Below are 23,528 nucleotides of genomic sequence, written 5' to 3' on the forward strand. Positions count from 1 at the left end.
CCGACCCAAGACTAGCCAACCCGGTCGGTCCCCGGCGTCACCCTGCGCCAGAGGGCACGCCGGGCGGCCGATCCGGTAGTCTCATCGTCTCGACGGGCCCGCCCTCGGGTGCCGTCCGGCTACCTGACCGCGAGGGCGCGTTCAGGATGAGGCATCGATGAGCCACAGCAACGACACAGCGACGGGTCAGGTGCGCCTGGCCGTGGTGATGGACGTCCTCTCGGTGGCGGTCTTCGTCATCATCGGCCGGCTCTCCCACCACGAGACCCTCACCCCCGGCGGACTGCTGAGGACCATCGTCCCCTTCTTCGTCGGCCTGGTGGTCGGCTGGACGGCCGTCGTGGTGCTGCGGATGTCGGCGGCGCGCTGGAGGGGCGGCGTGGTCGTGTGGGCCGCCACCCTGGTGGTCGGCATGGTGATCCGCCACTTCACCCACCAGGGGGTCGCGGTCTCCTTCGTCATCGTCGCCGCGATCTTCCTGGCCCTCTTCCTGATCGGCTGGCGGCTGGTCGCCAAACTGGTGAGACGGCACTCCTGAGCCATCGGGCGCCGACTCAGCGCTCCTCCTTGGCCACCCGCCACTGGTCGTGCTCGGTGATGTTGCGCGGCCTGGGGCCGTGGTAGTCGGGCCCGTAGGCCCCCGGGGCCGGACGGCGCTTGCGCATCGGGGCCACCACCCCGGGGGCCAGCCGCCGTGCGATCACCAGGAATCCGGTGTGCCCGGTGGATCCGTGGGAGGGCCTGATCGACAGTCCCTCGGCATGCCAGTCGCGGATCGTCGTCTCGGTGGCGGAGGGCTCGGTCCAGCCCCCCTCGGCCCGCAGGGTGTCCATCACCCGTCCCATCTGGGTAGTGGTGGCGACGTAGCAGCACAGGATGCCGCCAGGGACCAGGACGTCGCCCACCGCCTGGACGCACTCCCAGGGGGCCAGCATGTCCAGCACGGCGCGGTCCACCGGTTCCGGTGAGATCTCGGTGGCCAGATCGGCCAGCGTGAGCTGCCAGGATCCGGGCTCCTGCCCGTAGAAGGTGATGACATTGCCGCGGGCCACCTCGGCGAACTCGGGGCGCCGCTCGTAGGAGGTGAGCCGGCCCTGCGGGCCGATCGCCCGCAGCAGCGGGATCGTGAGACCGCCGGAACCCACCCCCGCCTCCAGCACCCGGGCGCCCGGGAAGATGTCGGCCATCATGAGGATCTGGGCCGACTCCTTGGGGTAAATGATCGCCGCCTCGCGGGGCATCGTCACCGTGAACTCGCTGAGGATGGGCCGCATCGCCAGGAAGTCCATCCCCCCGGCGGAGGTCACCACCACCCCCTGGGGTCCCCCGATCAGATCGTCGTGGCGGACCATCCCCTTGGTGGTGTGGAAGACGCTCCCCTCGGACAGCACGATGGAGTGGCGCCGTCCCTTCGAGTCGGTGAGGGTGACCCGCTCCCCGGCCCTCAGCACTCCCCCGCCACCTGCCGACATCGGGGCGGCCTGCTGGCCTGCCAGATGCCACAGCTTCACCAGATCGGCCAGGTGGACGCCGTCCAGGTTGGCCCGGCGGACCCGGTTGGGGGCCGGCGGCGCGGTGGCGACGCCGTCCAGGGCCAGCACCCGGGCCCCGGCCTCATTGCCGGCCCTGGCGCCGGAGACCGAGTCCTCGATCACCAGGCAGTCGGCCGGGTCCACACCCAACCGAGAGGCCGCCATGAGATAGGGGTCCGGTGCCGGCTTCGCCCGGCCCTCGGGCATCTCGTCGAAGGTGATGACGACGTCGAACAGACCGTCCTCGAAGTGGTCCAGCAGGGGCGACATCACCGTCCGCGGGGAACCGGTCACCAGGGCGCACGGGATTCCCGCCGCCCGCACCTCCTGGAGCAGCGGGTAGGCGCCCGGTGTCCACGGCACCTCCCGTTCCCGGTGGTAGCGGCGCACCGTGGCCACCAGCAGGTCGGCGACACCCTCGGGGGTCGGGTCGCCGCCGACGGCCTCGCTCAGGGCGGCGCACACGGTGGTCATCGGCGCGGAGACCAGACTCCTGGCCTGCTCCTCGCTCCACTGGTGGCCACGAGCCGTCACGATCTCCGTCTCGGCCTCCATCCACCGCGGCTCGGTGTCGACCAGGGTGCCGTCGAGATCCCACAGGACGGCGGACAGTGTGTCATTTGGCATTGAAGTAGCTGGCCTCCGGGTGATGGACGACGAATGCATCGGTGGACTGTTCCGGGTGCAGCTGGAACTCCTCCGACAGCTCGACGCCGATGCGGCCGGGATCCAGCAGACCCGCGAGCTTGGCGCGATCCTCAAGATTGGGGCATGCGGCGTAGCCGAAACTGTACCGGCAGCCCCGGTAGGTCTGGTGATCGATGGCCGCGGCGATGTCCTCGTGGGGGGCGGCGATGCCGAGCTCCTGACGGACCCGGTGGTGCCACATCTCGGCCAGCGCCTCGGCCAGCTGCACCGACAGGCCGTGCAGTTCCAGGTACTCCCGGTAGGAGTTGGCCTCGAAGAGCTCGGCGGTGGCCCTCGACACCTGCTGTCCCATCGTCACCAGCTGGAAGGCGATGACATCGGGGCCCAGCTCGGCGGCCTCGGCGGCGTCGCGGAAGAAATCCGCCAGGCACAGCCGGCGTCCGCCGTGCTGGCGGGGGAACTCGAAGCGGGAGAGCTCCCGGGAGGTGTCGGCCGGGTCCAGGACGATGAGTCGGCGGCCTTCGGCGACCACCGGCCAGTAGCCGTGCACCACCCCGAACCGGGCCAGGTTCTCGGCGCGGATCCTGTCCAGCAGCATCCGCAGCCGTGGCCGGCCGATGTCACGGACCATCCGGTCGTAGGAGCCGTCCGTGCGACTGCCCTTGAGCCCCCACCGGCCCATGAAGGTGGCCCTCTCGTCGAGCCACTGGGTGACCTCGTCCAGGGCGATCCCCTTGGTGACCCGCGACCCCCAGAAGGGCGGGGTGGGGACGTCGACACCGCCGGCCGGGGTGGGCCGGGCGACATCGGAGCGGACATCGGGCTGCGCCGGATCGGCCCCGCCCGACTCCCCGGACCCACCGGAGGTGGCGGCCTCGGCACCACCGGCAGAGCCGGCGCGGGGACGGGCCGGGACCCGTCGGGCGCGGATCTCGGGCAGCGAGGAACCGGGCACGCCGTGCTTGACGGCCATCACCGAGTCCATCAGCCGCAGTCCCTCGAAGGCGTCCCTGGCGTAGCGGACCTCCCCCTCGAACAGGTCGTTGAGGTCGTGCTCGACGTAGGACCGGGTGAGCGCGGCGCCGCCGAGCATCACCGGGTAGTTGCGGGCCAGCCCCTCCCGGTTGAGCTCCAGCAGGTTGTCGCGCATCACCATGGTGGACTTCACCAGCAGCCCCGACATCCCGATGGCGTCGGCGTGGTGCTCCTCGGCGGCCCGGATGATCGCCTGGACCGGCTGCTTGATGCCCAGGTTCACCACCGAGTAGCCGTTGTTGGAGACGATGATGTCGACGAGGTTCTTGCCGATGTCGTGGACGTCCCCCTTGACGGTGGCGAGCACCAGGGTGCCCTTGCCGCCGGCATCGGTCTTCTCCATGTGCGGCTCCAGGTGGGCGACCGCGGTCTTCATCACCTCGGCCGACTGCAGCACGAAGGGCAGCTGCATCCGCCCCGAGCCGAACAGCTCGCCGACCACCTGCATGCCGGCCAGCAGGTCCTCGTTGACGATGTCCAGGGCCCCCTTGACGGTCAGCGCCTCGTCCAGGTCCTCGATGAGCCCCTTCGCGTTGCCGTCGATGATGCGCTGCTTGAGCCGCTCCAGCAGCGGCATGGCGGCCAGCTCGGCCTCCCTCTCGGCCTTCATCGAGGCCGCCGTCACTCCCTCGAAGAGTTCCAGGAAGCGGGTCAGCGGGTCGTAGCCCTCCACCCCGCGCGGTGCCGGGGCGTCGGTGCCGCGGCGGTCCCAGACCAGGTCCAGGGCCACCTCCCGCTGCTCCTCGGGGATCCGGTCGATCGGCAGGATCTTGGCGGCGTGGACGATGGCGGAGTCCAGGCCGGCCTCCACCGCCTCGTGCAGGAACACCGAGTTGAGCACGATGCGGGCGGCCGGGTTGAGTCCGAAGGAGATGTTGGAGACCCCCAGGGTGGTGCGCACCCCCGGGTACCGGCTCTTGAGCTCGCGGATCGCCTCGATGGTCTCCACCCCGTCGCGACGGGTCTCCTGCTGGCCGGTGGCGATCGGGAAGGTGAGGCAGTCCACCAGGATGTCGCCGACCTCCATCCCCCACCGGCCGACCAGGTCGTCGATGAGACGGGAGGCCACCCGGACCTTCCACTCCCGGGTGCGGGCCTGGCCCTCCTCGTCGATGGTCAGCGCCACCACCCCGGCGCCGTGCTCGCGGACCAGGGGCATCACCCGCTGGTAGCGGGACTCGGGCCCGTCGCCGTCCTCGAAGTTCACCGAGTTGATGATGCAGCGTCCCGCCAGGTGCTCCAGGCCGGTTCGCAGCACCTGCGGCTCGGTGGAGTCCAGGACCACCGGAAGGGTGACGGCGGTCGACATCCGGGCGGCCAGGGTGGCCATGTCGGCGGTCCCGTCGCGGCCGACGTAGTCGACGCACAGGTCCAGCAGGTGGGCGCCGTCGCGGGTCTGGGTCTTGGCGATGTCGATGCACTCGTCCCAGTTCTCCGCCAGCATCGCCTCGCGGAAGGCCTTGGAGCCGTTGGCGTTGGTGCGCTCACCGATCGCCAGGTAGGCGGTGTCCTGGGACAGCGGCACCTCGGAGTACAGGCTGGCGACGGCGTCGACGTGCACCGGGTGACGAGGCGCCACCGGGCGTCCGGCCAGGGCCGCCGAGACCATCGCGATGTGTTCGGGGGTGGTGCCGCAGCAGCCGCCGACCACCGACAGGCCGAACCGCTGGGCGTAGTCGGTGAGGGCCTCGGTGAGATCTTCGGGGCCCAGCGGGTAGCGGGCACCCTCCCCGGTGATGACGGGAAGACCGGCGTTGGGCATGCAGGTCACCGGGACCCGGGCGGCCCCCGACAGGGTGCGCAGATGCTCGGCCATCTCGGCGGGACCGGTGGCGCAGTTCATCCCGATGGCGTCGATGCCGAGGGGCTCCAGGACGGTGAGGGCGGCCCCGGTCTCCGATCCCAGCAGCATGGTGCCGGTGGTCTCCACCGTGATGTCGACCATCACCGGAAGGTCGACGCCGCGGGCGGCGGCGGCCCGGTGGGCTCCGATCACCGCGGCCTTGGCCTGCAGGAGGTCCTGGCAGGTCTCGATCTGGACGGCGTCGGCCCCCTCGTCGATCATCGCCTCGATGGTCTGCTGGTAGACGTCGCGGATCGCGGCGAAGGCGATGTGGCCCAGGGTGGGCAGCTTGGTGCCCGGGCCCACCGATCCGACGACGAATCGCGGCCGGTCGGGGGTGCTGGCGGCATCGGCGGCCCGGCGGGCGAGCCGGGTGGCCGCCCCGGCGAGCTCGACGGCCCGCTCGGCGATGTCGTACTCCCCCAGCGCCGACAGGTTGGCACCGAAGGTGTTGGTCTCGATGAGATCGGCGCCGGCGGCCAGGTAGCGGTCATGGATCTCGGAAATGACGTCGGGCCGGGTGACGTTGAGGATCTCGTTGCAGCCCTCGAGGCCGTCGAAGTCGTCGAGGGACAGATCCGCGGCCTGCAACATGGTGCCCATCGCACCGTCCAGGATGAGAAGTCGAGATCCCAGCGCGGAGCGAAGAGCCGAAGTCATGGGCCCCACCATAGGGGTAGGGATCGCGGAATCGGAGATTCGGCCGCCGAACGGACTACTCTTACCGCATGGCCCGGCACAGTAGTGATCATCCCTGGGTGATCGTCGGATACACAGGGTGGAATGACGCGGGAGGCGCAGCCTCCGAGACGGCGGCCCGCATCATCCGCCACACCGATGCCACCGAGTGGAAGGTCCTGGACTCCGAGGACTACTACAACTTCCAGGACACCCGTCCCGTGGTGGCGGCGATGGAGGGCGTCGAACTGCTCACCTGGCCCTCGACCACCGTGTGGCGCGGGCAGGCCGACGGTCACCCGGTGGCGGTGGTCACCGGACCGGAGCCCGACCTGCGCTGGCGCTCCTACTGCCGTGAGCTGCTGGACACCCTGATGAAGCTGGATCCCGAGGGGATCGTCGTGCTCGGCGGGATGGTCGCCGACGTCCCCCACACCCGTCAGCTGCCGGTCTCCGGATCGGCCTCGGACCCCTCGATCGCCGAGCAGCTCGGTCTGGAGGGGCTCGAGTACTCCGGACCGACCGGTATTCCCGGGGTGCTGGTCAGCCTGGCCGCCGACCGGGGCATGAATGCCGTGGGGCTGTGGGCCAATGTGCCCGAGTACGCTTACGAGCCGCCCTGCCCGCCGGCCGTCCAGAGTCTGCTGGTGCGGGTCGAGGAGCTCACCGGGGTGACGGTTCCCCAGGACGAGCTCGTCGAGCGTCGCCAGAAGTGGGTCACCGACGCCGACAAGATGGTCACCGACAACGACTCACTGAGCGACTACGTCCACGCGCTGGAGCGCCAGCGCGATGCCGAGCTGCCCGAGGGGGTCACCGGCGACGTGCTGGCGATGGAGTTCCAGCACTACCTGCGGCACCGCTCCTGAGGCGGGACCGTTCAGCCCTGGTGGCGCTCGGCGATCTGACGCAGTCTGCGCACCATCGCGTCAGGATCCTCCGAGCGGTAGACCGCCGAACCCGCGACGAAGGTGTCGGCGCCGGCCTCGGCGGCCCGACCGATCGTCTCGGCTGAGACCCCGCCGTCGATCTGGAGCCAGATGTCGGCGCCGGTGGCGTCGATGAGCCGACGGGTGCGCCGGATCTTGGGCAGCACGACGTCCAGGAAGGACTGGCCGCCGAAGCCGGGTTCCACCGTCATGATGAGGATCTGGTCGAACTCGGTGAGGATGTCGGCGAGCTGCTCGACGGGGGTGGCCGGTTTCAGCGCGACCGCCGCGCGGGCGCCCATCGCACGGATCTCCCGGGCCAACCGGACCGGGGCCTTGGCGGCCTCCAGGTGGAAGGTCACCGACTCGGCGCCGGCCTCCACATAGCTGGGCGCCCAGGTGTCGGGATCGCTGATCATCAGGTGGATGTCGAAGGGGGTGTCGGTGACCGGGCGCAGGGACTCCACCATCGGCAGACCCATCGTGAGGTTGGGGACGAAGTGGTAGTCCATCACGTCGATGTGGATCCCGTCGGCCGACGGGATCGCCCGGACCTCATCACCCATCCTCGAGAAGTCGGCGTTGAGAATGCTGGGGGTGATGCGGGCAGTCATGGGGTTCAGCCTATCGGGAGCGCTCAGCGGCGCCGGAGGAGGGCGAAGAACATCGCGTCGCAACCGTGGCGGTGCGGCCACAGCTGGACGCACCGCAGCTGCGGCCCGGTGGCCGCCCCGGTCACCTCGGGCAGCGCGGCGGGGGCGTCGAGCAGTTCGACGTCCAGGGTCTCCAGGGCCCAGCCGACCACGTCGAGGGTCTCGGTGACGCTGGGGGAACAGGTCACATAGCCGACCACTCCCCCGCCCGGTCGTGCCGAGCAGACGGCGGCGGCCAGCAGCTCCTTCTGGAGGGTCTGCAGATGGTCGATCTCCGAGGAGGTGCGTCGCCACCGCGACTCGGGGCGTCGGCGCAGGGATCCCAGCCCCGAGCAGGGCACATCGGCCATCACGGCGGCGAAACTGCCCGGCAGCCAGGGCGGGCGGCGGCCGTCGGCGGTCACCACCTGGTGGTCCCCCGGGATCGGGGCCAGCGCCTCGGCGACCATCCGGGCGCGGTGCGGGTGGAGCTCGGCGGCAACCAGGGCGCGGCCGTCGACGGCGGCCAGTCCGGCCAGCAGGGCGGCCTTGCCGCCGGGTCCGGCGCACAGGTCCAGCCAGGGTCCCGGGGTTCCGGCCAGCTGGGCGGTGCGGGCCAAGGCCAGGGCGACCAGCTGGCTGCCCTCGTCCTGGACCCCGGCCCGACCCTGCTGGACCGCGGGCACCTCGGCGGGGTTGCCCGGTCGGGTCGCCCCGTAGGGGGAGTAGAGGCAGGCGGTGGCGCCGGCGTCGACCAGCTCACCCACCTCGGCCAGTCCGGGGCGCACCACCAGGGTGGGCACCGGGGCCAGATTGTCGGCCTCCAGGGCCTGGCCGGCCTCCTCGGTGCCCAGACGCTGGGCGAACTCGGCGGCGATCCACCGCGGGTGGCAGGTCCGCAGGGCCAGGTCGGCCAGTTCGTCGCCGGTCGACAACTCCTCGGTCCAACCGTCCAGGTCGTGGCGGCCGATCTTGCGGGCCACCGCGTTGACCAGGCCGGTGACCCGCTCGCCGATCTCGTGGCGGGCGAGCACCACCGAGGTGTCGACGGCGGCGCGCTGGGGCACCCGGGTGGCCAGGATCTGCTGGCAGGCCATCCTCAGCACGACCCGCACCGCCGGCTGCCAACTGCTGGGGGAATGTCCGGAGGCCGCCGTCAGGACGGCGTCCCAGGTGCCCTGGCCGCGGGCGGTCCCGTCGACGAGCACCGTGGCGAAGGCCGCGTCGCGCGGGCTCAGACGGGCACGCGACAAGGCCTGGGAGAGAGCCAGATTGGCGTAGGCGCCCTCGGACTCGACCGCCATCAGGGCTCTGAAGGCTGCCGTCCTGGCCGGGTCGGCGGGACGCGAGGAGCGGCGGCGCTGGGGATGGGGCACGGTCACTCCAGGACGGTGCCCGGTGCCAGCTGGGCGCCACGGGCCCAGTCGGCGCCGGCCATCGCCTTCTTGCCGAAGGCCTGGACGGTGACCAGTTCGACGGTGCCCCTGCCGGTGCCCATCAGCAGGTGCTTCTTGGAGGCGCTCAGCTCACCGGGCGCCAGCTCCTCGGCCTGGTCCCAGACCCGGGTGAGGAGGACCTTGAACCGTTCTCCCTCCAGTTCCCCCCATGCGCCGGGGGCCGGTGAGGTGCCGCGCACCAGGTGGTCGACGTCGACGGCCGACCAGGAGGGGTCCAGCCTGGCGTCGTCGGGGGTGATCTTGGGGGCCGAGGTGACTCCTGCCAGGGGCTGGGGGGTGGGTGCGATGCCCTCGGCGATGTCGGTGAGGGCGGCGGTGACCAGGTCCGGGGTCTGGTTGGCCAGGCGCCGTAGCAGGGTGCCCGCGGTGTCGGTGTCGGCGATCGGGTAGCTGCGCGAGTTGTAGACCGGGCCGGCGTCGAGCTGCTCGACGAGCCGGAAGACGGTGGCCCCGGTGGTGGCGTCCCCGGCCATCAGGGCGCGCTGGACCGGGGCGGCGCCGCGCCAGCGGGGCAGCACCGAGAAGTGCAGGTTGATCCAGCCGTGCCGCGGCCGCTCGAGCAGCTCCTCGGGGACCAGGGCGCCGAAGGCGACCACGACGGCGATGTCGAAGTCCAGCGCCTCGATCACCTCGCGGGTCTGTCCCGAGCGCAGCGTGCGGGCCTTGAGGACCGGGATGGTGCGCCGGGCGGCCTCCTCGGCGACCGGCGAGGGGTGCGGGGTGCGGTGCCTTCCCTGCGCGGCGTCCGGGCGGGTCAGCACGGCCACCACCTCATGGTCGGGGTGGTCGTCCAGAACCGCCAGGGTGGGGCATGCGAGTGCAGGGGTACCGGCGAACAGGATTCTCACCTCTCCACCCTATCGGGGTGCCGATCCCGGGGTGAGGGGCGGCTACAGCTGGCCGATCGGGTTGACCCGGACCCGGAGTGGCCCGCCCTCACCGCGCATGCTGTGGGCCGAGCGGAGATGGCGCAGCATCGGGACCAGGCGGGACGCCAGGGCCGGCTCGGCGCGGATCACCAGTCGTTGCTGGGGGGCACCGGGACGCTGCCCCTCGACCTCGACCGGACCCAGCAGGTTGACCTGGCCGGGAGCCATCCCGATCTCCAGATCGGCCTCGGCCACGGCGTTCCGCAGCCTTTCGGCGGCCGCCTCGACAGCCTCGGTGCTGCCGTCCACCAGAGCGGCGAAGGCCGCCGGCGGGAATCCGGCCTCGGCCCGCTCGGCCATCTCGACGCCGGCCCAGCCGACCGGGTCGTTGCGGATCACCGCCTGGACCGCCCGGTCCTGGGGCGGGCCGACGATCACCAGCTGACCGTCCTCCACCCCGGAGCGGACCAGGGAGGCCACCCGGAACCAGTGCTCCAGGGCCTGGCAGACGGCGTCCAGACCCGGCCGGTTGAGCGCCTGGCCTGCGTCCAGAAGCAGGGCGGCGGCGTACCCGGACTCGGCCCGCGGCTCGGCCATCGGGGTCGCCACCACCAGGGCGGGGGTGTCCCCGACCGAGCTTCGGATGTGATCCCCCGAGGAGTCGATGACCTGGACCGAGGGGAAGGCCCGGCCCAACTCGGCCGCGGTGGTGCTGGCACCGACCACCCCGGAGCGCACCACGGTGCCACCGCAGCTGGAGCAGGCCCAGCCGGCCAGCAGCTGGCCGCACCAGGTGCACTCCAGTTCGGTGGCTCCCCCGGCCAGCCTGCGGCCCCGTACCGGGCCGTTGCAGCGGGGGCAGGAGATCGGGGCCCGGCAGCTCGCGCAGCAGGGCCGCACCAGGTCCCCGGGTCTGGGCACCGAGACCAGCACCGGACCGGAGAGGAGTCCGTGAGAGATGGTCTGCATCGCCAGGTCCGGAAGCCGGACCCGGTTGGCCAGTGGGTCGCGCGACAGCCCGAGATCGGAGTCCCCCGGAGCCCGGACGGTGGCGCACAGCGCCCTGAGCTGCTCCCGGGGGGTCTGGATCTGCGCCAGCCAGCCGGTCGACAACCACCCCGCGGTCTGCGGTGAGCAGGAGTGACCGGCCAGCAGCAGCGCGCACCGGTCGGTCTGGGCGCGCAGGGCCGCCACATCGCGGGTGTTCGGGTAGGGGGCGCGCGGCTCGTCGTGGAGACTGGCGGCCTCGTCCCACACCACGATCACCCCCAGGCGGGTCAGCGGTGCGAGCACCGCCCCGCGGATGCCCACCACGATGGAGGCCTGACCGCGGACCACCGCCAGGTAGTTGCGCCAGCGGTCGGCGGCACTCTGGTCGGCGTGGAGCATGACGACCGTTCCGGCGCCGAAGGGCTCGGTGAGGCAGGCCGCCAGTTCCTCGGCCTGGGCGACGGTGGGCACGCAGCACAGCGCCTGGCGGCCGGACTCCAGGGCTGCCGAGACGGCCTGGGTGATGCCCAGCCGCCAGTCCCCCAGCCGGTCCCGGTCGGCCGGCCCGGCGACCGGGGCGACCCTCCAGAAGGCCCGCGGGCGGCCCCCCTGGGCCAGCAGCCGGAGGAATGCGGTGCCCTCGGCCAGGGCGTCCAGGGCACCGGGGATGTGCGCCGGACGGGGCACCGGCCAGGGGCGCGGCTCTGCCCTCTCGGTGGCGGCATGGCGGGCGGGCAGCGCCCAGCGAATGACCTCCTCGAGGGTGCCGGCCCACCGGTCGGCGACCCGACGGGCCATTGCGAGCTGGTCCTCGGTGACCACCACCTCGGAGGAGACCACCCGCTGGAGGGCTTGCAGAGTGACCCCGGGCTGACGGTGGTGGTCGACGGCCAGGATGATGCCGTCCAGCAACCGGCCGGCCAGCCGCACCCTGACCCGGATCCCGGGGCGGGCCTGGCCGACCATCTCCTCGGTCACCAGGTAGTCGAAGGGCCGGTCCAGGTGGGCCAGCCCGGACAGCACGCAGACGTGGGCCACCCACTCGGTGGGTTCCAGCAGCGCCTCGGTCATGCTCCGATGCTAGAGGGAGGGTCTGACAGTTCTGGCGCGGTTGGCCAGCACCGGCAGGCTGGCGCGCACGGCGTCGACCTCCTTCGGGTCGATCTGGACGACGCGCACCTCGGCGGAGTCCGCGAGCTCGCAGAGGATCTGACCGTCGGGCGCCACCACCATGCTGTGGCCGATTCCGGTGGGTGCGCTGGACGGCGCGTGCTCCGCGTCCCGGTCTGCCGAGGCCGGATCGGCCTGGCCGACCGCCACCACGAAGCAGGTGGAGTCCAGTGCCCGGGCGCGGGCCAGCAGCCGCCACTGGCGGAGCTTCCCGGCCCGTTCCGCGGCACTGACCCCGGCTCCCCAGGAGGCGGGCACGATGGTGACGGTGGCGCCGAGATCGGCCAGCTGGATGAACAGCCCGGGGAAGCGGATGTCGTAGCAGACCGCCAGTCCGACAGTCGTCTTGCCGACAGCGGCCACGGTGGGGCTGGTGCCGGCGGTGACGGTGTCGGACTCGGCGAATCCGAAGGCGTCGAACAGGTGGATCTTGTCGTAGCTGGAGACGATGCCCGCCGGTCCGGCGACCAGCAGGGTGTTGCGGACGTGACCCCGGTCCCCGGGGGTGAACATGCCCACCGCGATCGTGACGCCGCACTGGCCGGCGATCTGCTGGACCCCGGTCGCGAAGGGCCCGTCGAGGGGCTCGGCGATGTCGGTGAGACTGTTGCCGAAGGCCCTCATGGTGGCCTCCGGGAAGACGATCAGCTCGGCATCCTGGCCGGCGGCGCGCTGTGTCCAGTCGCGCACCAGATCCAGGTTCGCGGCGACGTCTCTCCCGCTGGTCAGCTGTGCAAGTGCGATCCTCATGGCACCCATCCTGCCCTCCTGCCCGGAGCCGGTCCCTCGGCGGCGACCCCGACCACCGGCTTGTTCATCGCTGACAGCTCGGGCACCACCAGATGACCCGCTCCTGGTCGGGCAGGTCGGCCGGGCCGAGCCACCCGTTGCGGATCAGGGTGCCGCAGCGCAGACATGGCTGGTGGTTGCGTCCGAAGACGAAGGAGCGGTGACCGGGGCGGTTGTCTCCGGTGCTGCTGCGGTACCGGTTGTGCCGGTTGGCCTGCATCAGTGTGGCGGCCCTGTCGATGACCGTCGGCAGGTCGGTGTCGCCGGTGGGACGTCGCGGGTCCAGGCCAGTCAGGAAGCACACCTCGGCACGGAACTCGTTGCCCACCCCGGCCAGCACCGACTGGTCCATCAGGTTGACGCCGATCGGCCTGTCCGGGTGCATCCCGGCCCGGCGGACCGCCTCGTCGCGTCCGCTCGGCAGCCATCGACCGGCCCGGTCCCAGTCCTCGTCCAGCGGGTCGGGCCCCAGCCATCCCAGCCGGCTGGCGAGCTCGTCGGCCGGCCACAGCTCGACCAGGCCCAGATCGTGGCCGACCAGCTCGACCTGCGGGCCGCCGGGCCGGGCGCCCTCCAGCCGGAGCACCACCCGGGCGGTGTGTCCGGGGGCGCGCCATCGCTGACCGGCGGGGTGCACCCGCCAAGTGCCCTCCATCCGCAGGTGGGTGTGCAGGATCCACTCCCCCGCGGTCGGCATTCCCGCGATGCGGCCGGCCGGTGCGGTGGGGGCGAGGGTCATCAGCAGGTGCTTGCCGTGGGCCCGCACCGCGGTGAGGGTGGCGCCGGTGAGATCGGCCACCGCCAGCCGGGGCACCCTCAACTGGCATCCGGTGACCAGTCGGCCCGCTGCCGGCCGGAGGCGCTCGGCCAGACGGTGCACGGAGTCCCCCTCAGGCACGGCGCGCCGTCGCGTCCCGCCGGCCCGTCGGGGGTTCGGCCTCCAGGCGCAGTCCTCGGGGGGTGACCCCGGCCCCGGCGGCGCGCATCGCACCGGCCAGTTCCAGGCCGTGCACCGGTTGCCCGTTGACCTTCTCCACCGTGACCGGGCGTCCCCCCGAGATCCCCAGCCAGCCGCGCAGGGCCGAGGTCACCATCGTGGCAGCCCTGCCGGCGTCCACACCCTCGGGCAGGCCGTCGGTGAACAGGCTGAGACGCCGCCCGCCCCGCGACAGGTGGGCCAGCAGCACCCCGTCGGCGATCACCACCAGGGCGCCGGCCGCCCGCGAGGGTGAGGCACCCTCCTGATCGGGCCACTCCAGGGCGGCTCCGTAGGGGTTGGCCGGATCCACCGCGGCCAGCACGGCGGCCGACGGTTCGGCGATCCCGGAGGGCCAGCCGGCGGTGTCGGGTCCATCGGCGAACTGGCGCAGCCGGTCGACCACCGGCGGTGCGGCGAACTGGGCCCCGCCCAGCCCGTCGACCAGATAGCCGCGGATCACCTTCCCGGCCTCCTCCGCCGATCGCAGCACCTGGTAGACCGCGGCGAAGCCGCCCTCGACGCCCTCATCGGCCACCGCGGTGCGCACCAGGATGCCGTACCGCTCCAGCATCAGCTCCACCTGTCCGGTCGCCCGCTGGGCCGGCGTCCCGGCGCCGGGGCGGCAGCGGTGCCATCGGCCCGCCAGATCGGCGGCCTGCCCCGGCACCGAGCTCGCCGAGCGCAACGAGTACCGGGCCATCCGGGCCCTCGAACGCGTCGAGGTGCGCCGGGGGCGGTGGGCCACGCTGCCCCCGGCCAGATGCGCGCGCACCGGGCCGAACCCGTCGGGGGCGATCAGTCCCTGACTCACCAGCCGCCACACCTGCTCCTGGAGCCGGGCACCGGCCAGGCCCAGGTCGGCGGCCAACGGCGCCAGCATCACCGAGCCCTCACCGATGGCCTCGATCAGCTCGCGGCCCGCCCCGGCATCGGCCTCCGGCAGACTCTGCGGCGAGCAGAGCCCCAGATCGGCGACCGCCACCAGCCGGATGAGGGGGTCGGCCGCCCCGGCGGTCGGTGTCGGGACCACCAGCACATCGCCGGCCGAGGTGAGCTCGTCGAGCATCGCCGGGGAGTAGTCGGCCACCCGGACCGGCAGGACCGCGGACTCCCAGGCGGAGGCGGGCAGCGCCACCCCCGCCATCGTCTCGATGACCTCCAGCACCCCGTCGGCACCCCTCAGCGACGGCCTGGCCCCGATCGGCGCGACACCGTGCCAGTCCAGGGTGAATCGGGCCAGGGCGCTGGCGGAGACCGGCTCGATCTCCTGGCGGGCCCGCGCCAGGGCGCGGCCGCGGATCCGCGACAGCACCCGGGAGTGGCAGTACTGGGCGCGGTCGCCGGCGACGAACCGGCCACGGACCAGCTCGCCCTGCCCGACCAGCCGGTCGACCACCCCCTCGGCGGTGGCGGCACCGACCCCCAGGCAGCCGGCCAGCCGGTCGACGGTGAACGGCCCGTGACAGCGCGCCCAGCGGGAGATCAGCTGGGTGAGCGGGTCCCGTCCGGTGACGCCGGTGACCGGATGGCCGGCGGGCACCGGAATCCCCAGGCCGTCCCGCAGCAGTCCCAGGTCCTGGCCCGAGGCCAGCTGCGGGCGGCCGGCGATCCGCACCACCGCGACCCGCTCCCCCAGCCTCTCCACGGCACCCGGCAGGTCGGCCGACAGGTCCGCGCTGCAGCGTTCGGCCAGGTCGGCCATCGGCACCGGGCCGAGCCGGGCGACCAGGTCGACCAGCCCCTCGTCGTCACGGGCCCGACGGTCGGGCCGGGTGTGCTGGAGCTCGGCGACCACCTCCTCGATCACCTCGGGGTCCAGCAGGTCGCGCAGGTCCAGGGTCCCCATCAGCTGGGCCAGCAGGCTCGGGTCCAGCGACAGGGCGGCGGCGCGCCGCTCCGCCAGCGGCGTGTCGTCGCTGTACATGAACGCGCCGGTGTAGTTGAACAGCAGGGAGGAGGCCAGCGGGCTGGGGGCCGAGGTGGTCACCTCGGCGACCTGCACCCGGTGCGCCGACAGGTCGGTCATCAGGGCCTTGAGGGCGGCCAGGTCGTAGACATCGGCCAGGCACTCCCTGGCGGTCTCCACCACGATCGGGAAGTCGGACTGGTCCCGGACGGCCTCCAGCAGCTGGCCGGCGCGCAGCCTCTGCTGCCACAGCGGGGCACGGCGTCCGGGGTCGTGCCGGGGCAGCAGGAGGGCCCGGGAGGCGCACTCGCGGAACCTGCCGGCGAACAGGGCGGTGTCGCCGATGTGGGCGGTGACGATGTCGGCGATCTCCTCGGGCTCGAAGACCACCAGTTCGGCCCCAGGTGGGGAGTCGGTGTCGGGCAGTCTCAGCACCATGCCGTCATCGCCGGCGACCGGCTGGGTGTCGACCCCCAGCCTCTCGGTGAGACGCTGGCCGATGGCCAGGGCCCAGGCGGCGTTGACCGGCTGGCCCCAGGGGCTGTGCACCACCAGCCGCCAGTCGCCCAGTTCGTCGTGGAACCGTTCCAGCACGATGTGCCGGTCGTCGGGCAGGACGCCGGTGGCCTCGGCCTGGGCGTCCAGCAGGGCCACGATGTTGGAGCGGGCCCGCTCGTCGAGGTATCCCATCTCGGCGACCCGGTCCGGGTCCTCGTGGACCGCCCGGGTGAAGGCCCCGATCGCCCGGCCCAGCTCGGCGGGGCGGCCCTCACCCTCGCCGTGCCAGAAGGGCAGCCGGCCGGTGTGGCCGGGGGCGGGGGTGACGCGCACCTGGTCGCGGGTGATCTCGGCGATCCGCCAGGAGGAGGCGCCCAGGGTGAAGACGTCGCCGACCCGGGACTCGTAGACCATCTCCTCGTCCAGCTCGCCGACCCGCCGGCCCTCCCCCTCGCCGACCAGGAAGACCCCGAACATGCCGCGGTCGGGGATCGTGCCCCCCGAGGTGGAGGCCAGCCGCAGGGCCCCGGGGCGGGCCGTCAGGACGCCGTCGGAGAGCACCAGCCGGGCTCGCAGATCGGCCAGGTCGGCCGAGGCGTAGCCGCCGGTGAGCATCGCGATGACCCGGTCGAGGGCCTCGGCGGGCAGCTGGGCGAAGGGCCGGGACCGGCGCACGGTGTCGTACCAGTCCTCCACCACCAGGCCGTCGGGCCGGCTCACCGCCGCCGCGACGGTCTGCTGGGCGAGCACGTCGAGAGGGTTGCGGGGAATGTGGAGAGCCTCGATGCGGCCCTCGAGCATCCGGCCGGTGGTCACCGCGGCGTGCACCAGGTCGAGCCGGGTGCGCGGGTAGACCGACCCGCGGGAGACCGCCCCGACGGCGTGGCCGGCCCGCCCGATCCGCTGCAGGGCGCTGGAGACGCTGGGCGGCGACTGGATCTGGATGACCCGGTCGACCAGCCCCATGTCGATGCCCAGCTCCAGGGAGGAGGTGGCCACCACGCATCGCAGCTCACCGGACCGCAGATCCTCCTCGGTGCGCTGACGCTCCAGTCTGGACACCGATCCGTGATGGGCCCGGGCGATCACGGCCGGCGCCCGCCCCACCTCGTCGGAGGGCGCCATGATGTCGGCCGGCATCCGTCGGCCCGGTGCCACCAGGGAGTCCGGGTCGTGCTCGGCGGCCCACAGCTCGTTGAGCCGGCTGGTGAGCCGCTCGGCGGTGCGCCGGGCGTTGACGAAGACCAGGGTGGACCGTCCCGCCAGCACCTCGGCATAGACCTCGCGCTCGATCCACGGCCACAGGGAGGCCTGGGTGGGCAGCGCCGAGTCCGAGACGTCGGTGGTGAGGGTGTCGGTCCCGCCACCGCTCAGCAGCGGATCGGTGAGCAGATCCTGGTCGCTGGAGGGGGTCTCGGGCAGTGCGGCCATGTCGTCGACCGGAACTCTCACGTGGACGTCCCAGCGCTTGTGGGCCGCCGGTGCGACGACGGTGACCGGTCGGTCGCCGGCCAGGAAGGAGGCCACCTCGTCGAGCGGGCGGACCGTCGCCGACAGGCCGATCCGCTGGACATCGCGGCCGACCAGGGCGTCGAGGCGTTCCAGGGACAGTGCCAGGTGGGAGCCCCGCTTGGACCCCGCCACGGCGTGCACCTCGTCGACGATGACGGTCCGGACGCCGGCCAGCACCCGGCGCGCCCGGGAGGTGAGCATGAGATACAGCGTCTCGGGGGTGGTGATGAGGATGTCGGGGGGTTGCCGCACGATCCGGGCCCGCTCGGCGGCGCTGGTGTCTCCGGTGCGCACCGCCACCCTCACCGGTGCGCAGATCTCCCCGAGTCGCTCGGCGGTGTTGCGGATCCCGGCGAGGGGGGCGCGCAGGTTCTTCTCGATGTCGGAGCCCAAGGCCTTCAGCGGGGAGATGTACAGCACCCGGACCCCCGGGGCCCGGTCCTGGCGGCCGGGTCCGGACCGACCCGCACCTTTCGGCGCGGTGTCGTCCTCGCCTGTCGGGTCGGTGGGGTCGGTGAGCCGGTCCAGGGCCCACAGGAAGGCGGCCAGCGTCTTGCCCGAGCCGGTGGGGGCCACCACCAGGGCGTGCTGGCCCCGGGCGACCGCCTTCCAGGTCTGCGTCTGGACGGGGGTGGGCGCGGCGAAGACGTCGGTGAACCAGCGGCGCACCGGCGCCCGGAACGCGCCCATCCCCTCGATCATGGCGCCCACGCTAGCCGGGGCCGCCGACAGTTCCGGGTGCAGGCCTCAGGCGATCGCCGCGAGCAGGGCGTCCACCCGGTCGGTGAGCTCCCACCGGACCCCGGGAAGGGTGCGTCCGAAGTGTCCCCCGGCGACCAACTGGGCGTAGATCGGGTGACGCAGGTCCAGGTCGCGGATGATCGCCGCGGGGCGCAGGTCGAAGACCTCGCCGACCGCCCTCTCGATGTCCTCCTCGGGAACCGTGGAGGTGCCGAAGGTCTCCACCCGCAGACTCACCGGGTGGGCCTTGCCGATGGCATAGGCGACCTGGCACTCGCAGCGCGTGGCCAGTCCGGCGGCCACCACATTCTTGGCGACCCAGCGCATCGCGTAGCAGGCCGACCGGTCGACCTTCGAGGGATCCTTGCCGGAGAAGGCGCCACCGCCGTGCCGGGCCATCCCGCCGTAGGTGTCGACGATGATCTTGCGGCCGGTGAGACCGGCATCTCCCATCGGGCCGCCGATGACGAACTTGCCGGTCGGGTTGACCAGCACCTCCAGCCCGGCGGTCGACAGGTCGTAGCGCTCCAGCACCGGTGCGATGACATGGCGCCGCAGATCCGGGGTGATCGTGGACTCGATGCTCACCCCGTCGCGGTGCTGGGTGGAGATGACGATGGTCTGCACCTCGGCCGGACGGCCCTGTGCGTCGTAGCCGATGGTGACCTGGGTCTTGCCGTCGGGCCACAAGTAGTCCAGGGTGCCGTTCTTGCGGACGGCGGTGAGCTGGAGGGACAACGCATGGGCCATGTCGATCGGCAGCGGCATCAGGGAGTCGGTCTCGGTGCAGGCGTAGCCGAACATCAGGCCCTGATCCCCGGCACCCTGGGCATCGATCGCGTCGGTCGAGCCGTGCCGGGCCTCGTACGCCGTGTTGACCCCCTGGGCGATGTCGGGGCTCTGCGCGTCGATGGCCACCGAGACGCCGCAGGAGGCGCCGTCGAACCCCTTGCGGGAGGAGTCGTAGCCGATCTCCAGGATCTTGGTCCGGGCGATGTCGGCGATGTCGACATAGGCCTCGGTGGTGACCTCCCCGCAGACCATCACCTGTCCGGTGGTGACCAGGGTCTCCACCGCGACGTGGGACAGCGGGTCCTCGCGCAGCATCGCGTCGAGCACCGAGTCGGAGACGGCGTCGGCGATCTTGTCGGGGTGGCCCTCGGTGACCGATTCCGAGCTGAACAGTCGTCGGGTGGAGCCGAGGGGTCTGGGGGTGTCGACGGACATCTGTACTTCCTGACCGCGCGGCGAAGAGCCGCGCATTGTGGCCCCGTGGAGACGGGGGCCGGACGGGTACCCGCTCAGGACGCCGGAACAGGTTCCGGGGTGCCCGATGCGGGAGCCAGCAGCGAGCGGACCTCGTCGAGGATGGCCTGGGCGGCCATCATCTTGGGGCCCTGGACGCGTCGACCGGGTCCCTGCTGGCGGACCACGGTGACGTCGGTGTCGACCTTACCGAAGACCTTCCCGGCGCTCACATCGTTGACGACCAGCAGGTCACAGGCCTTGCGGCGCAGCTTCGCCGCGGCCAGCTCCAGCAACTCGGCGCGATCGGGGGCGGTCTCGGCGGCGAACCCCACGATGACCTGGCCGGGTCGTCTCGAGGCGGCCAGGGCGGCCAGCACATCGGGGGTCTGGACCAGGTCGATCCTGGTCCCGGCACCGACGGCGTCCGATCCCTCGTGCTTCTTGATCTTGACCTGCGCGCTGGATACCGGGGCGAAGTCGGCGGCGGCGACCGCCATCACGATGACATCGGCACTCGGGGCCAGCGTCCCCATCACCTCGGACAGGTCCTCGGTGCTGGAGACCGGGATCTGATGGAGGCAGGAGGGCACCGGCACCTCCAGGTGCGCGCTGACCAGGGTCACCTCGGCCCCACGGGCGACGGCCAGCATCGCCAGGGCGGTGCCCATCCTCCCCGAGGAGGAGTTGCCGAGGTATCGCACCGGGTCCAGGGCCTCGCGGGTCCCACCGGCCGAGATGACGACCCGGCGTCCGGTCAGGTCCTGGGCGGCCAGGGAGCCGACGACCCCGGGATCGGCCAGCAGCAGAGCGGCCAGCTCGGCCAGTTCATCGGGTTCGGGAAGGCGCCCGGGTCCGGAGTCGGGCCCGGTGAGACGACCGTCGGCGGGGTCCTTGACGACGACTCCGCGGCGTCGCAGGGTGGCCACGTTGTCGCGGGTGGCCGGGTTCTGCCACATCGCGGTGTGCATCGCCGGGGCCACCAGGACCGGGGCCCGGGTGGCGAGAACGGTGGCGGTGAGCAGGTCATCGGCCGCTCCGGCGGCGATCCTGGACACCAGGTCGGCGGTGGCCGGGGCCACGATCACCAGATCGGCCTGCTCCCCCAGCCGGACGTGCTCGACGCCGGGGACATCGTCGAAGACGGTGGTGTGAACCGGATTGCCCGACAGGGCCTCCCAGGTCGGACGCCCGACGAACTGAAGGGCCGCCTCGGTGGGAATGACGTGCACCCGGTGACCGGCCTCGGCCAACCGCCGCACGAGGTAGCAGGCCTTGTAGGCGGCGATGCCGCCGCCCACCCCCAGGACAACCGTGGACACCGACGGATCAGGCCGGAGGGGTGAGGTCGGCGAACGGGTCGTCGAGCTCGACGGCGGGCGCCTGCTGTGCGGCGGCGGCCTCGGCCGCGACCTCCTCGGGGTTCATCTGATGAGCCTCGATGACCCCGGCCTGAATCTCGCGCAGCGCGATGGACAGCGGCTTCTCCTGGTTGGAGACCTCGACGAGGGGACCGACGTTCTCCAGCAGGCCCTCGGCCAGCTGCGAGTAGTAGGCGTTGATCTGACGGGCGCGCTTGGCGGCGAACAGCACCAGCCGGTACTTGGAGTCGACGTGCTCAAGAAGCTGATCGATCGGGGGGTTGACGATGCCCTCGGGGATGGTCTCGCTCAAGGAATGTCCTCACGTGTTGAAGGAGTGCGTACTGACGGTGTGCGAGACAACACACACCACGTCATAGACCTAGTAAGTCTACCAATGACTCGACGGCGTGGTCAACGGTGTCGTTGACGACCACGGCGTCGAACTCGTCGACGGCCGCCAGTTCCTTGCGGGCGGTGCGCAACCGCCTGGCCTGCTGCTCGGGGGTCTCGGTGCCGCGCCCGATGAGGCGGCGCTTGAGCTCCTCCCAGGAGGGCGGGGTGAGGAAGATGTGCTCGGCCCGAGGATAGGACTCGCGCACCTGGCGGGCCCCCTGCATGTCGATCTCCAGCACCACGGTGCGTCCCGCCGCGACCGCCTCGTCGACCAGACGGCGGGGAGTGCCGTAGCGGTGGCTGTTGTGGACCACGGCCCACTCCAGCAGTCCGCCGTCGGCGATGAGCCGGTCGAACTGGGAGTCGGTGACGAAGTCGTACTCGACGCCGTCGCGCTCGCCGGGGCGCGGTGGTCGGGTGGTGGCCGAACGGGAGACGACGATCTCGGGATGGGCCCGGCGCAGTGCGGCCACCACGGTTCCCTTGCCGACCGCCGTGGGCCCGGAGACGACCGCCACATTCACCGACTCCGGTCGCCTGTGCCCTCTGGCATGAGGTATCTCGGGTGCCGGGTCGGGATCGATCTCCATGGCCGACACCCTAGAGCATGGCGAGCGTGGGCCGCAGGAGGGCTGTCAGCCGGGGAACTCGGCGCGCAGGCCGGCGGCCTGGTGGCGTCCCAGTCCCCTGATCCGCCGGTTCGCCGCGATGTCGAGTCGCGCCATGATCTCGGCGGCGCGCTTGTCGCCCACCCTGGGCAGTGCCTTGAGCAGATCCACCACCTTGACATGGGCCAGCACGTCGTCCTGTGCGGCCGCGTCGAGGGCCTCTCCGAGGCTGAGACTTCCGTTGCGCACCCGCGCCTTGAGTTCGGCCCTGGCACGTCGTGCCTGGGTGGCCGCCTCGCGTGCGGCGCTGAGTTGTTCCGGAGAGAGGGTGGGGATGGACACGTCTGCTCCAATCTGACATCGATGAACCTGCACTGGCCCCGGGCCCGGGCCCGTGTTTGCACAGTAGACCCTCAGCAGCGGTCCCGCTGCTGGTCAGAGGCAATTGCAGGGACTGATGTCAGTCGGTCGGCGCTGCCTGTCCTTCCGGGGGTTCGGTGGCGGTCGGTTCGGTATCGAGCTCTGCCTCCCCGGGTGCCTCCTCCGCCGCGTCCTGGGAGTCGGTCGGCGCTCCGGCCAGGGTGCCCGCCCGGTTGCCCTCGGCGATGCCGGTGAGCAGTCCGTTGAGGAAGGAGGCCGAGTCATTGGTGGAGAACTCCCCACCCAGCTCGACCGCCTCGGCGATCGCGCTGGGATCGGGGACGTCGGTGAAGATGATCTCGTAGGCCCCGATCTGGGCGAGGATCCGATCGACCCGGGGCATCCGGTCCAGCGTCCATCCACTGGCCAGGCGCGCCGAGACGGCGGCGTTGAGGGTCGCCAGGTTCTGGCTCACCCCGCGCACCAGGTCGGCCGCGAAGTCGCGCACCGGGTTGTCGATGACGGTCGGACGCAGCGCCAGCACGTCGATCGGGTCGGTCGACATCAGGTCGGCCTCGAAGAGGATGTCGAGGGCCTGCTTGCGCGCCTTCGACCGGGTGGACAGGTCGGCGTGCTTCTGGACGTCTCCGGAGACCTTCTCGACCTCCAGCTCACCGATCCACTCGGTCTTGTGCGACGAGGCCTGCTGCGGCGTCTCGGCGCCGGACTGCTGGCTCACTTGTCGGAGATGCGGCCGAGGTAGTCACCATTGCGGGTGTCGACCTTGACGGTCTCGCCCTCGCTGATGAACAACGGCACCTGGATCTCGCGACCGGTCTCCAGGGTGGCCGGCTTCGTCCCGCCGGTGGAACGGTCGCCCTGCAGGCCGGGCTCGGTGTAGGTGACCTTCAGCTCGACCGAGGCCGGAAGATCGATGTAGAGGGCATTGCCCTCGTGAAGGGCGATGGTGGCGGTCTGGTTCTCCAGCATGAAGTCCTTGGCGTCCCCGACGGTCTCGGCGGGGATCGGGAGCTGCTCGAAGGTGCCCTCGTCCATGAAGATGTAGTTGTCGCCGTCCTGGTACAGGTACTGCATGTCGCGGCGGTCCACCTCGGCCGACTCCACCTTGGTGTCAGAGTTGAAGGTCTTGTCGACGACCTTGCCCGACAGGACGTGCTTCAGCTTGGTGCGCACCACGGTGTTGCCCTTGCCCGGCTTGTGGTGCTGGAACCAGATGACGTTCCAGAGCTGGCCGTCGAGGTCCAGCACGGTGCCGTTCTTGATGTCATTGGTGGAGATGACCACAGGTCGCTGCCTTTCGAGATTCTGATGTCAACACTCATATGTCGA

At 71.8% G+C, this 23,528-nt stretch carries 17 protein-coding genes and 1 pseudogene; 2 read left to right on the forward strand and 16 right to left on the reverse strand.

What is annotated here, in order from left to right; all coding sequences use genetic code 11:
* Positions 1–157 precede the first annotated feature (157 nt).
* Complete coding sequence (locus FEZ32_RS11495) at positions 158–538, forward strand: DUF3054 domain-containing protein (protein WP_097827942.1); 381 nt, start codon at positions 158–160, stop codon at positions 536–538.
* A 16-nt stretch (positions 539–554) separates the two neighbouring features.
* Here the strand turns inward: FEZ32_RS11495 and FEZ32_RS11500 are convergent, their stop codons facing one another.
* Positions 555–2,159 carry an HAD-IA family hydrolase gene (locus tag FEZ32_RS11500; RefSeq protein ID WP_138680642.1) on the reverse strand — a complete coding sequence of 535 codons (1,605 nt, stop codon included), beginning with the start codon at positions 2,157–2,159 and terminating at the stop codon, positions 555–557.
* On the reverse strand, positions 2,149–5,718 hold the full coding sequence (metH, locus tag FEZ32_RS11505; RefSeq protein WP_138680643.1) for a methionine synthase: 3,570 nt from the start codon (positions 5,716–5,718) through the stop codon (positions 2,149–2,151). Before metH ends, FEZ32_RS11500 begins: the two co-directional genes overlap by 11 nt.
* Before the next feature lie 68 nt (positions 5,719–5,786).
* Here metH and FEZ32_RS11510 point away from each other — a divergent pair, with 68 nt between their 5' ends.
* Entirely contained in the window at positions 5,787–6,605 is an 819-nt protein-coding gene (locus FEZ32_RS11510) for a proteasome assembly chaperone family protein (protein ID WP_028702504.1), read from the forward strand.
* Positions 6,606–6,616: 11 nt separating this feature from the next.
* Here the strand turns inward: FEZ32_RS11510 and rpe are convergent, their stop codons facing one another.
* From rpe to efp, 14 genes and pseudogenes are all read right to left on the reverse strand, one after another.
* Positions 6,617–7,279 carry a ribulose-phosphate 3-epimerase gene (gene rpe, locus FEZ32_RS11515; protein ID WP_028702505.1) on the reverse strand — a complete coding sequence of 221 codons (663 nt, stop codon included), beginning with the start codon at positions 7,277–7,279 and terminating at the stop codon, positions 6,617–6,619.
* A gap of 23 nt (positions 7,280–7,302) precedes the next feature.
* On the reverse strand, positions 7,303–8,679 hold the full coding sequence (locus tag FEZ32_RS11520) for an RsmB/NOP family class I SAM-dependent RNA methyltransferase (protein WP_420809246.1): 1,377 nt from the start codon (positions 8,677–8,679) through the stop codon (positions 7,303–7,305).
* Positions 8,676–9,602 carry a methionyl-tRNA formyltransferase gene (gene fmt, locus FEZ32_RS11525; protein ID WP_138680644.1) on the reverse strand — a complete coding sequence of 309 codons (927 nt, stop codon included), beginning with the start codon at positions 9,600–9,602 and terminating at the stop codon, positions 8,676–8,678. Before fmt ends, FEZ32_RS11520 begins: the two co-directional genes overlap by 4 nt.
* A gap of 42 nt (positions 9,603–9,644) precedes the next feature.
* Positions 9,645–11,684 (reverse strand): primosomal protein N' family DNA-binding protein, encoded by a 2,040-nt coding sequence (locus FEZ32_RS11530; RefSeq protein ID WP_138680645.1) that lies wholly within the window; start codon positions 11,682–11,684, stop codon positions 9,645–9,647.
* Positions 11,685–11,693: 9 nt separating this feature from the next.
* A complete protein-coding gene (locus tag FEZ32_RS11535; RefSeq protein ID WP_138680646.1) occupies positions 11,694–12,533 on the reverse strand; it encodes a carbon-nitrogen hydrolase family protein in 840 nt (279 codons plus the stop codon).
* 64 nt (positions 12,534–12,597) lie between these two features.
* On the reverse strand, positions 12,598–13,452 hold the full coding sequence (locus tag FEZ32_RS11540; protein ID WP_236082592.1) for a DNA-formamidopyrimidine glycosylase family protein: 855 nt from the start codon (positions 13,450–13,452) through the stop codon (positions 12,598–12,600).
* Between the two features lie 10 nt (positions 13,453–13,462).
* Positions 13,463–18,169, reverse strand: coding sequence for an ATP-dependent helicase (locus FEZ32_RS11545; protein WP_138680647.1), 4,707 nt, complete (start codon positions 18,167–18,169; stop codon positions 13,463–13,465).
* A gap of 45 nt (positions 18,170–18,214) precedes the next feature.
* Complete coding sequence (gene metK / locus FEZ32_RS11550) at positions 18,215–19,435, reverse strand: methionine adenosyltransferase (RefSeq protein ID WP_138680648.1); 1,221 nt, start codon at positions 19,433–19,435, stop codon at positions 18,215–18,217.
* A gap of 74 nt (positions 19,436–19,509) precedes the next feature.
* Complete coding sequence (gene coaBC / locus FEZ32_RS11555) at positions 19,510–20,775, reverse strand: bifunctional phosphopantothenoylcysteine decarboxylase/phosphopantothenate--cysteine ligase CoaBC (RefSeq protein WP_138680649.1); 1,266 nt, start codon at positions 20,773–20,775, stop codon at positions 19,510–19,512.
* 7 nt (positions 20,776–20,782) lie between these two features.
* Positions 20,783–21,127 (reverse strand): DNA-directed RNA polymerase subunit omega, encoded by a 345-nt coding sequence (gene rpoZ / locus FEZ32_RS11560; RefSeq protein ID WP_138680650.1) that lies wholly within the window; start codon positions 21,125–21,127, stop codon positions 20,783–20,785.
* 61 nt (positions 21,128–21,188) lie between these two features.
* Complete coding sequence (gmk, locus tag FEZ32_RS11565) at positions 21,189–21,800, reverse strand: guanylate kinase (protein WP_028702515.1); 612 nt, start codon at positions 21,798–21,800, stop codon at positions 21,189–21,191.
* Positions 21,801–21,845: 45 nt separating this feature from the next.
* Positions 21,846–22,160: an integration host factor, actinobacterial type gene (mihF, locus tag FEZ32_RS11570; RefSeq protein ID WP_028702516.1), complete on the reverse strand. Its 315-nt coding sequence runs from the start codon at positions 22,158–22,160 to the stop codon at positions 21,846–21,848.
* Between the two features lie 262 nt (positions 22,161–22,422).
* Positions 22,423–22,917, reverse strand: a pseudogene (gene nusB / locus FEZ32_RS11575) (transcription antitermination factor NusB); the annotation flags it as partial.
* Positions 22,914–23,483 carry an elongation factor P gene (gene efp, locus FEZ32_RS11580; RefSeq protein WP_028702518.1) on the reverse strand — a complete coding sequence of 190 codons (570 nt, stop codon included), beginning with the start codon at positions 23,481–23,483 and terminating at the stop codon, positions 22,914–22,916. The pseudogene nusB and the gene efp, both read right to left, overlap by 4 nt.
* Positions 23,484–23,528: the final 45 nt, after the last annotated feature.

Origin of the sequence: Acidipropionibacterium jensenii (genome assembly GCF_005890135.1) — a bacterium.
Classification (GTDB): Bacteria; Actinomycetota; Actinomycetes; order Propionibacteriales; family Propionibacteriaceae; genus Acidipropionibacterium; species Acidipropionibacterium jensenii.

What these genes read in the sequence shown, in the direction of transcription:
- FEZ32_RS11495 (WP_097827942.1), top strand. Translation starts at nt 158, where the DNA reads ATGAGCCACAGCAACGACACAGCGACGGGTCAGGTGCGCCTGGCCGTG.
- FEZ32_RS11510 (WP_028702504.1), top strand. Translation starts at nt 5,787, where the DNA reads ATGGCCCGGCACAGTAGTGATCATCCCTGGGTGATCGTCGGATACACA.
- rpe (WP_028702505.1), bottom strand. Translation starts at nt 7,279, where the DNA reads ATGACTGCCCGCATCACCCCCAGCATTCTCAACGCCGACTTCTCGAGG.
- FEZ32_RS11535 (WP_138680646.1), bottom strand. Translation starts at nt 12,533, where the DNA reads ATGAGGATCGCACTTGCACAGCTGACCAGCGGGAGAGACGTCGCCGCG.
- FEZ32_RS11530 (WP_138680645.1), bottom strand. Translation starts at nt 11,684, where the DNA reads ATGACCGAGGCGCTGCTGGAACCCACCGAGTGGGTGGCCCACGTCTGC.
- metK (WP_138680648.1), bottom strand. Translation starts at nt 19,435, where the DNA reads ATGTCCGTCGACACCCCCAGACCCCTCGGCTCCACCCGACGACTGTTC.
- gmk (WP_028702515.1), bottom strand. Translation starts at nt 21,800, where the DNA reads ATGGAGATCGATCCCGACCCGGCACCCGAGATACCTCATGCCAGAGGG.
- FEZ32_RS11545 (WP_138680647.1), bottom strand. Translation starts at nt 18,169, where the DNA reads ATGATCGAGGGGATGGGCGCGTTCCGGGCGCCGGTGCGCCGCTGGTTC.
- FEZ32_RS11500 (WP_138680642.1), bottom strand. Translation starts at nt 2,159, where the DNA reads ATGCCAAATGACACACTGTCCGCCGTCCTGTGGGATCTCGACGGCACC.
- metH (WP_138680643.1), bottom strand. Translation starts at nt 5,718, where the DNA reads ATGACTTCGGCTCTTCGCTCCGCGCTGGGATCTCGACTTCTCATCCTG.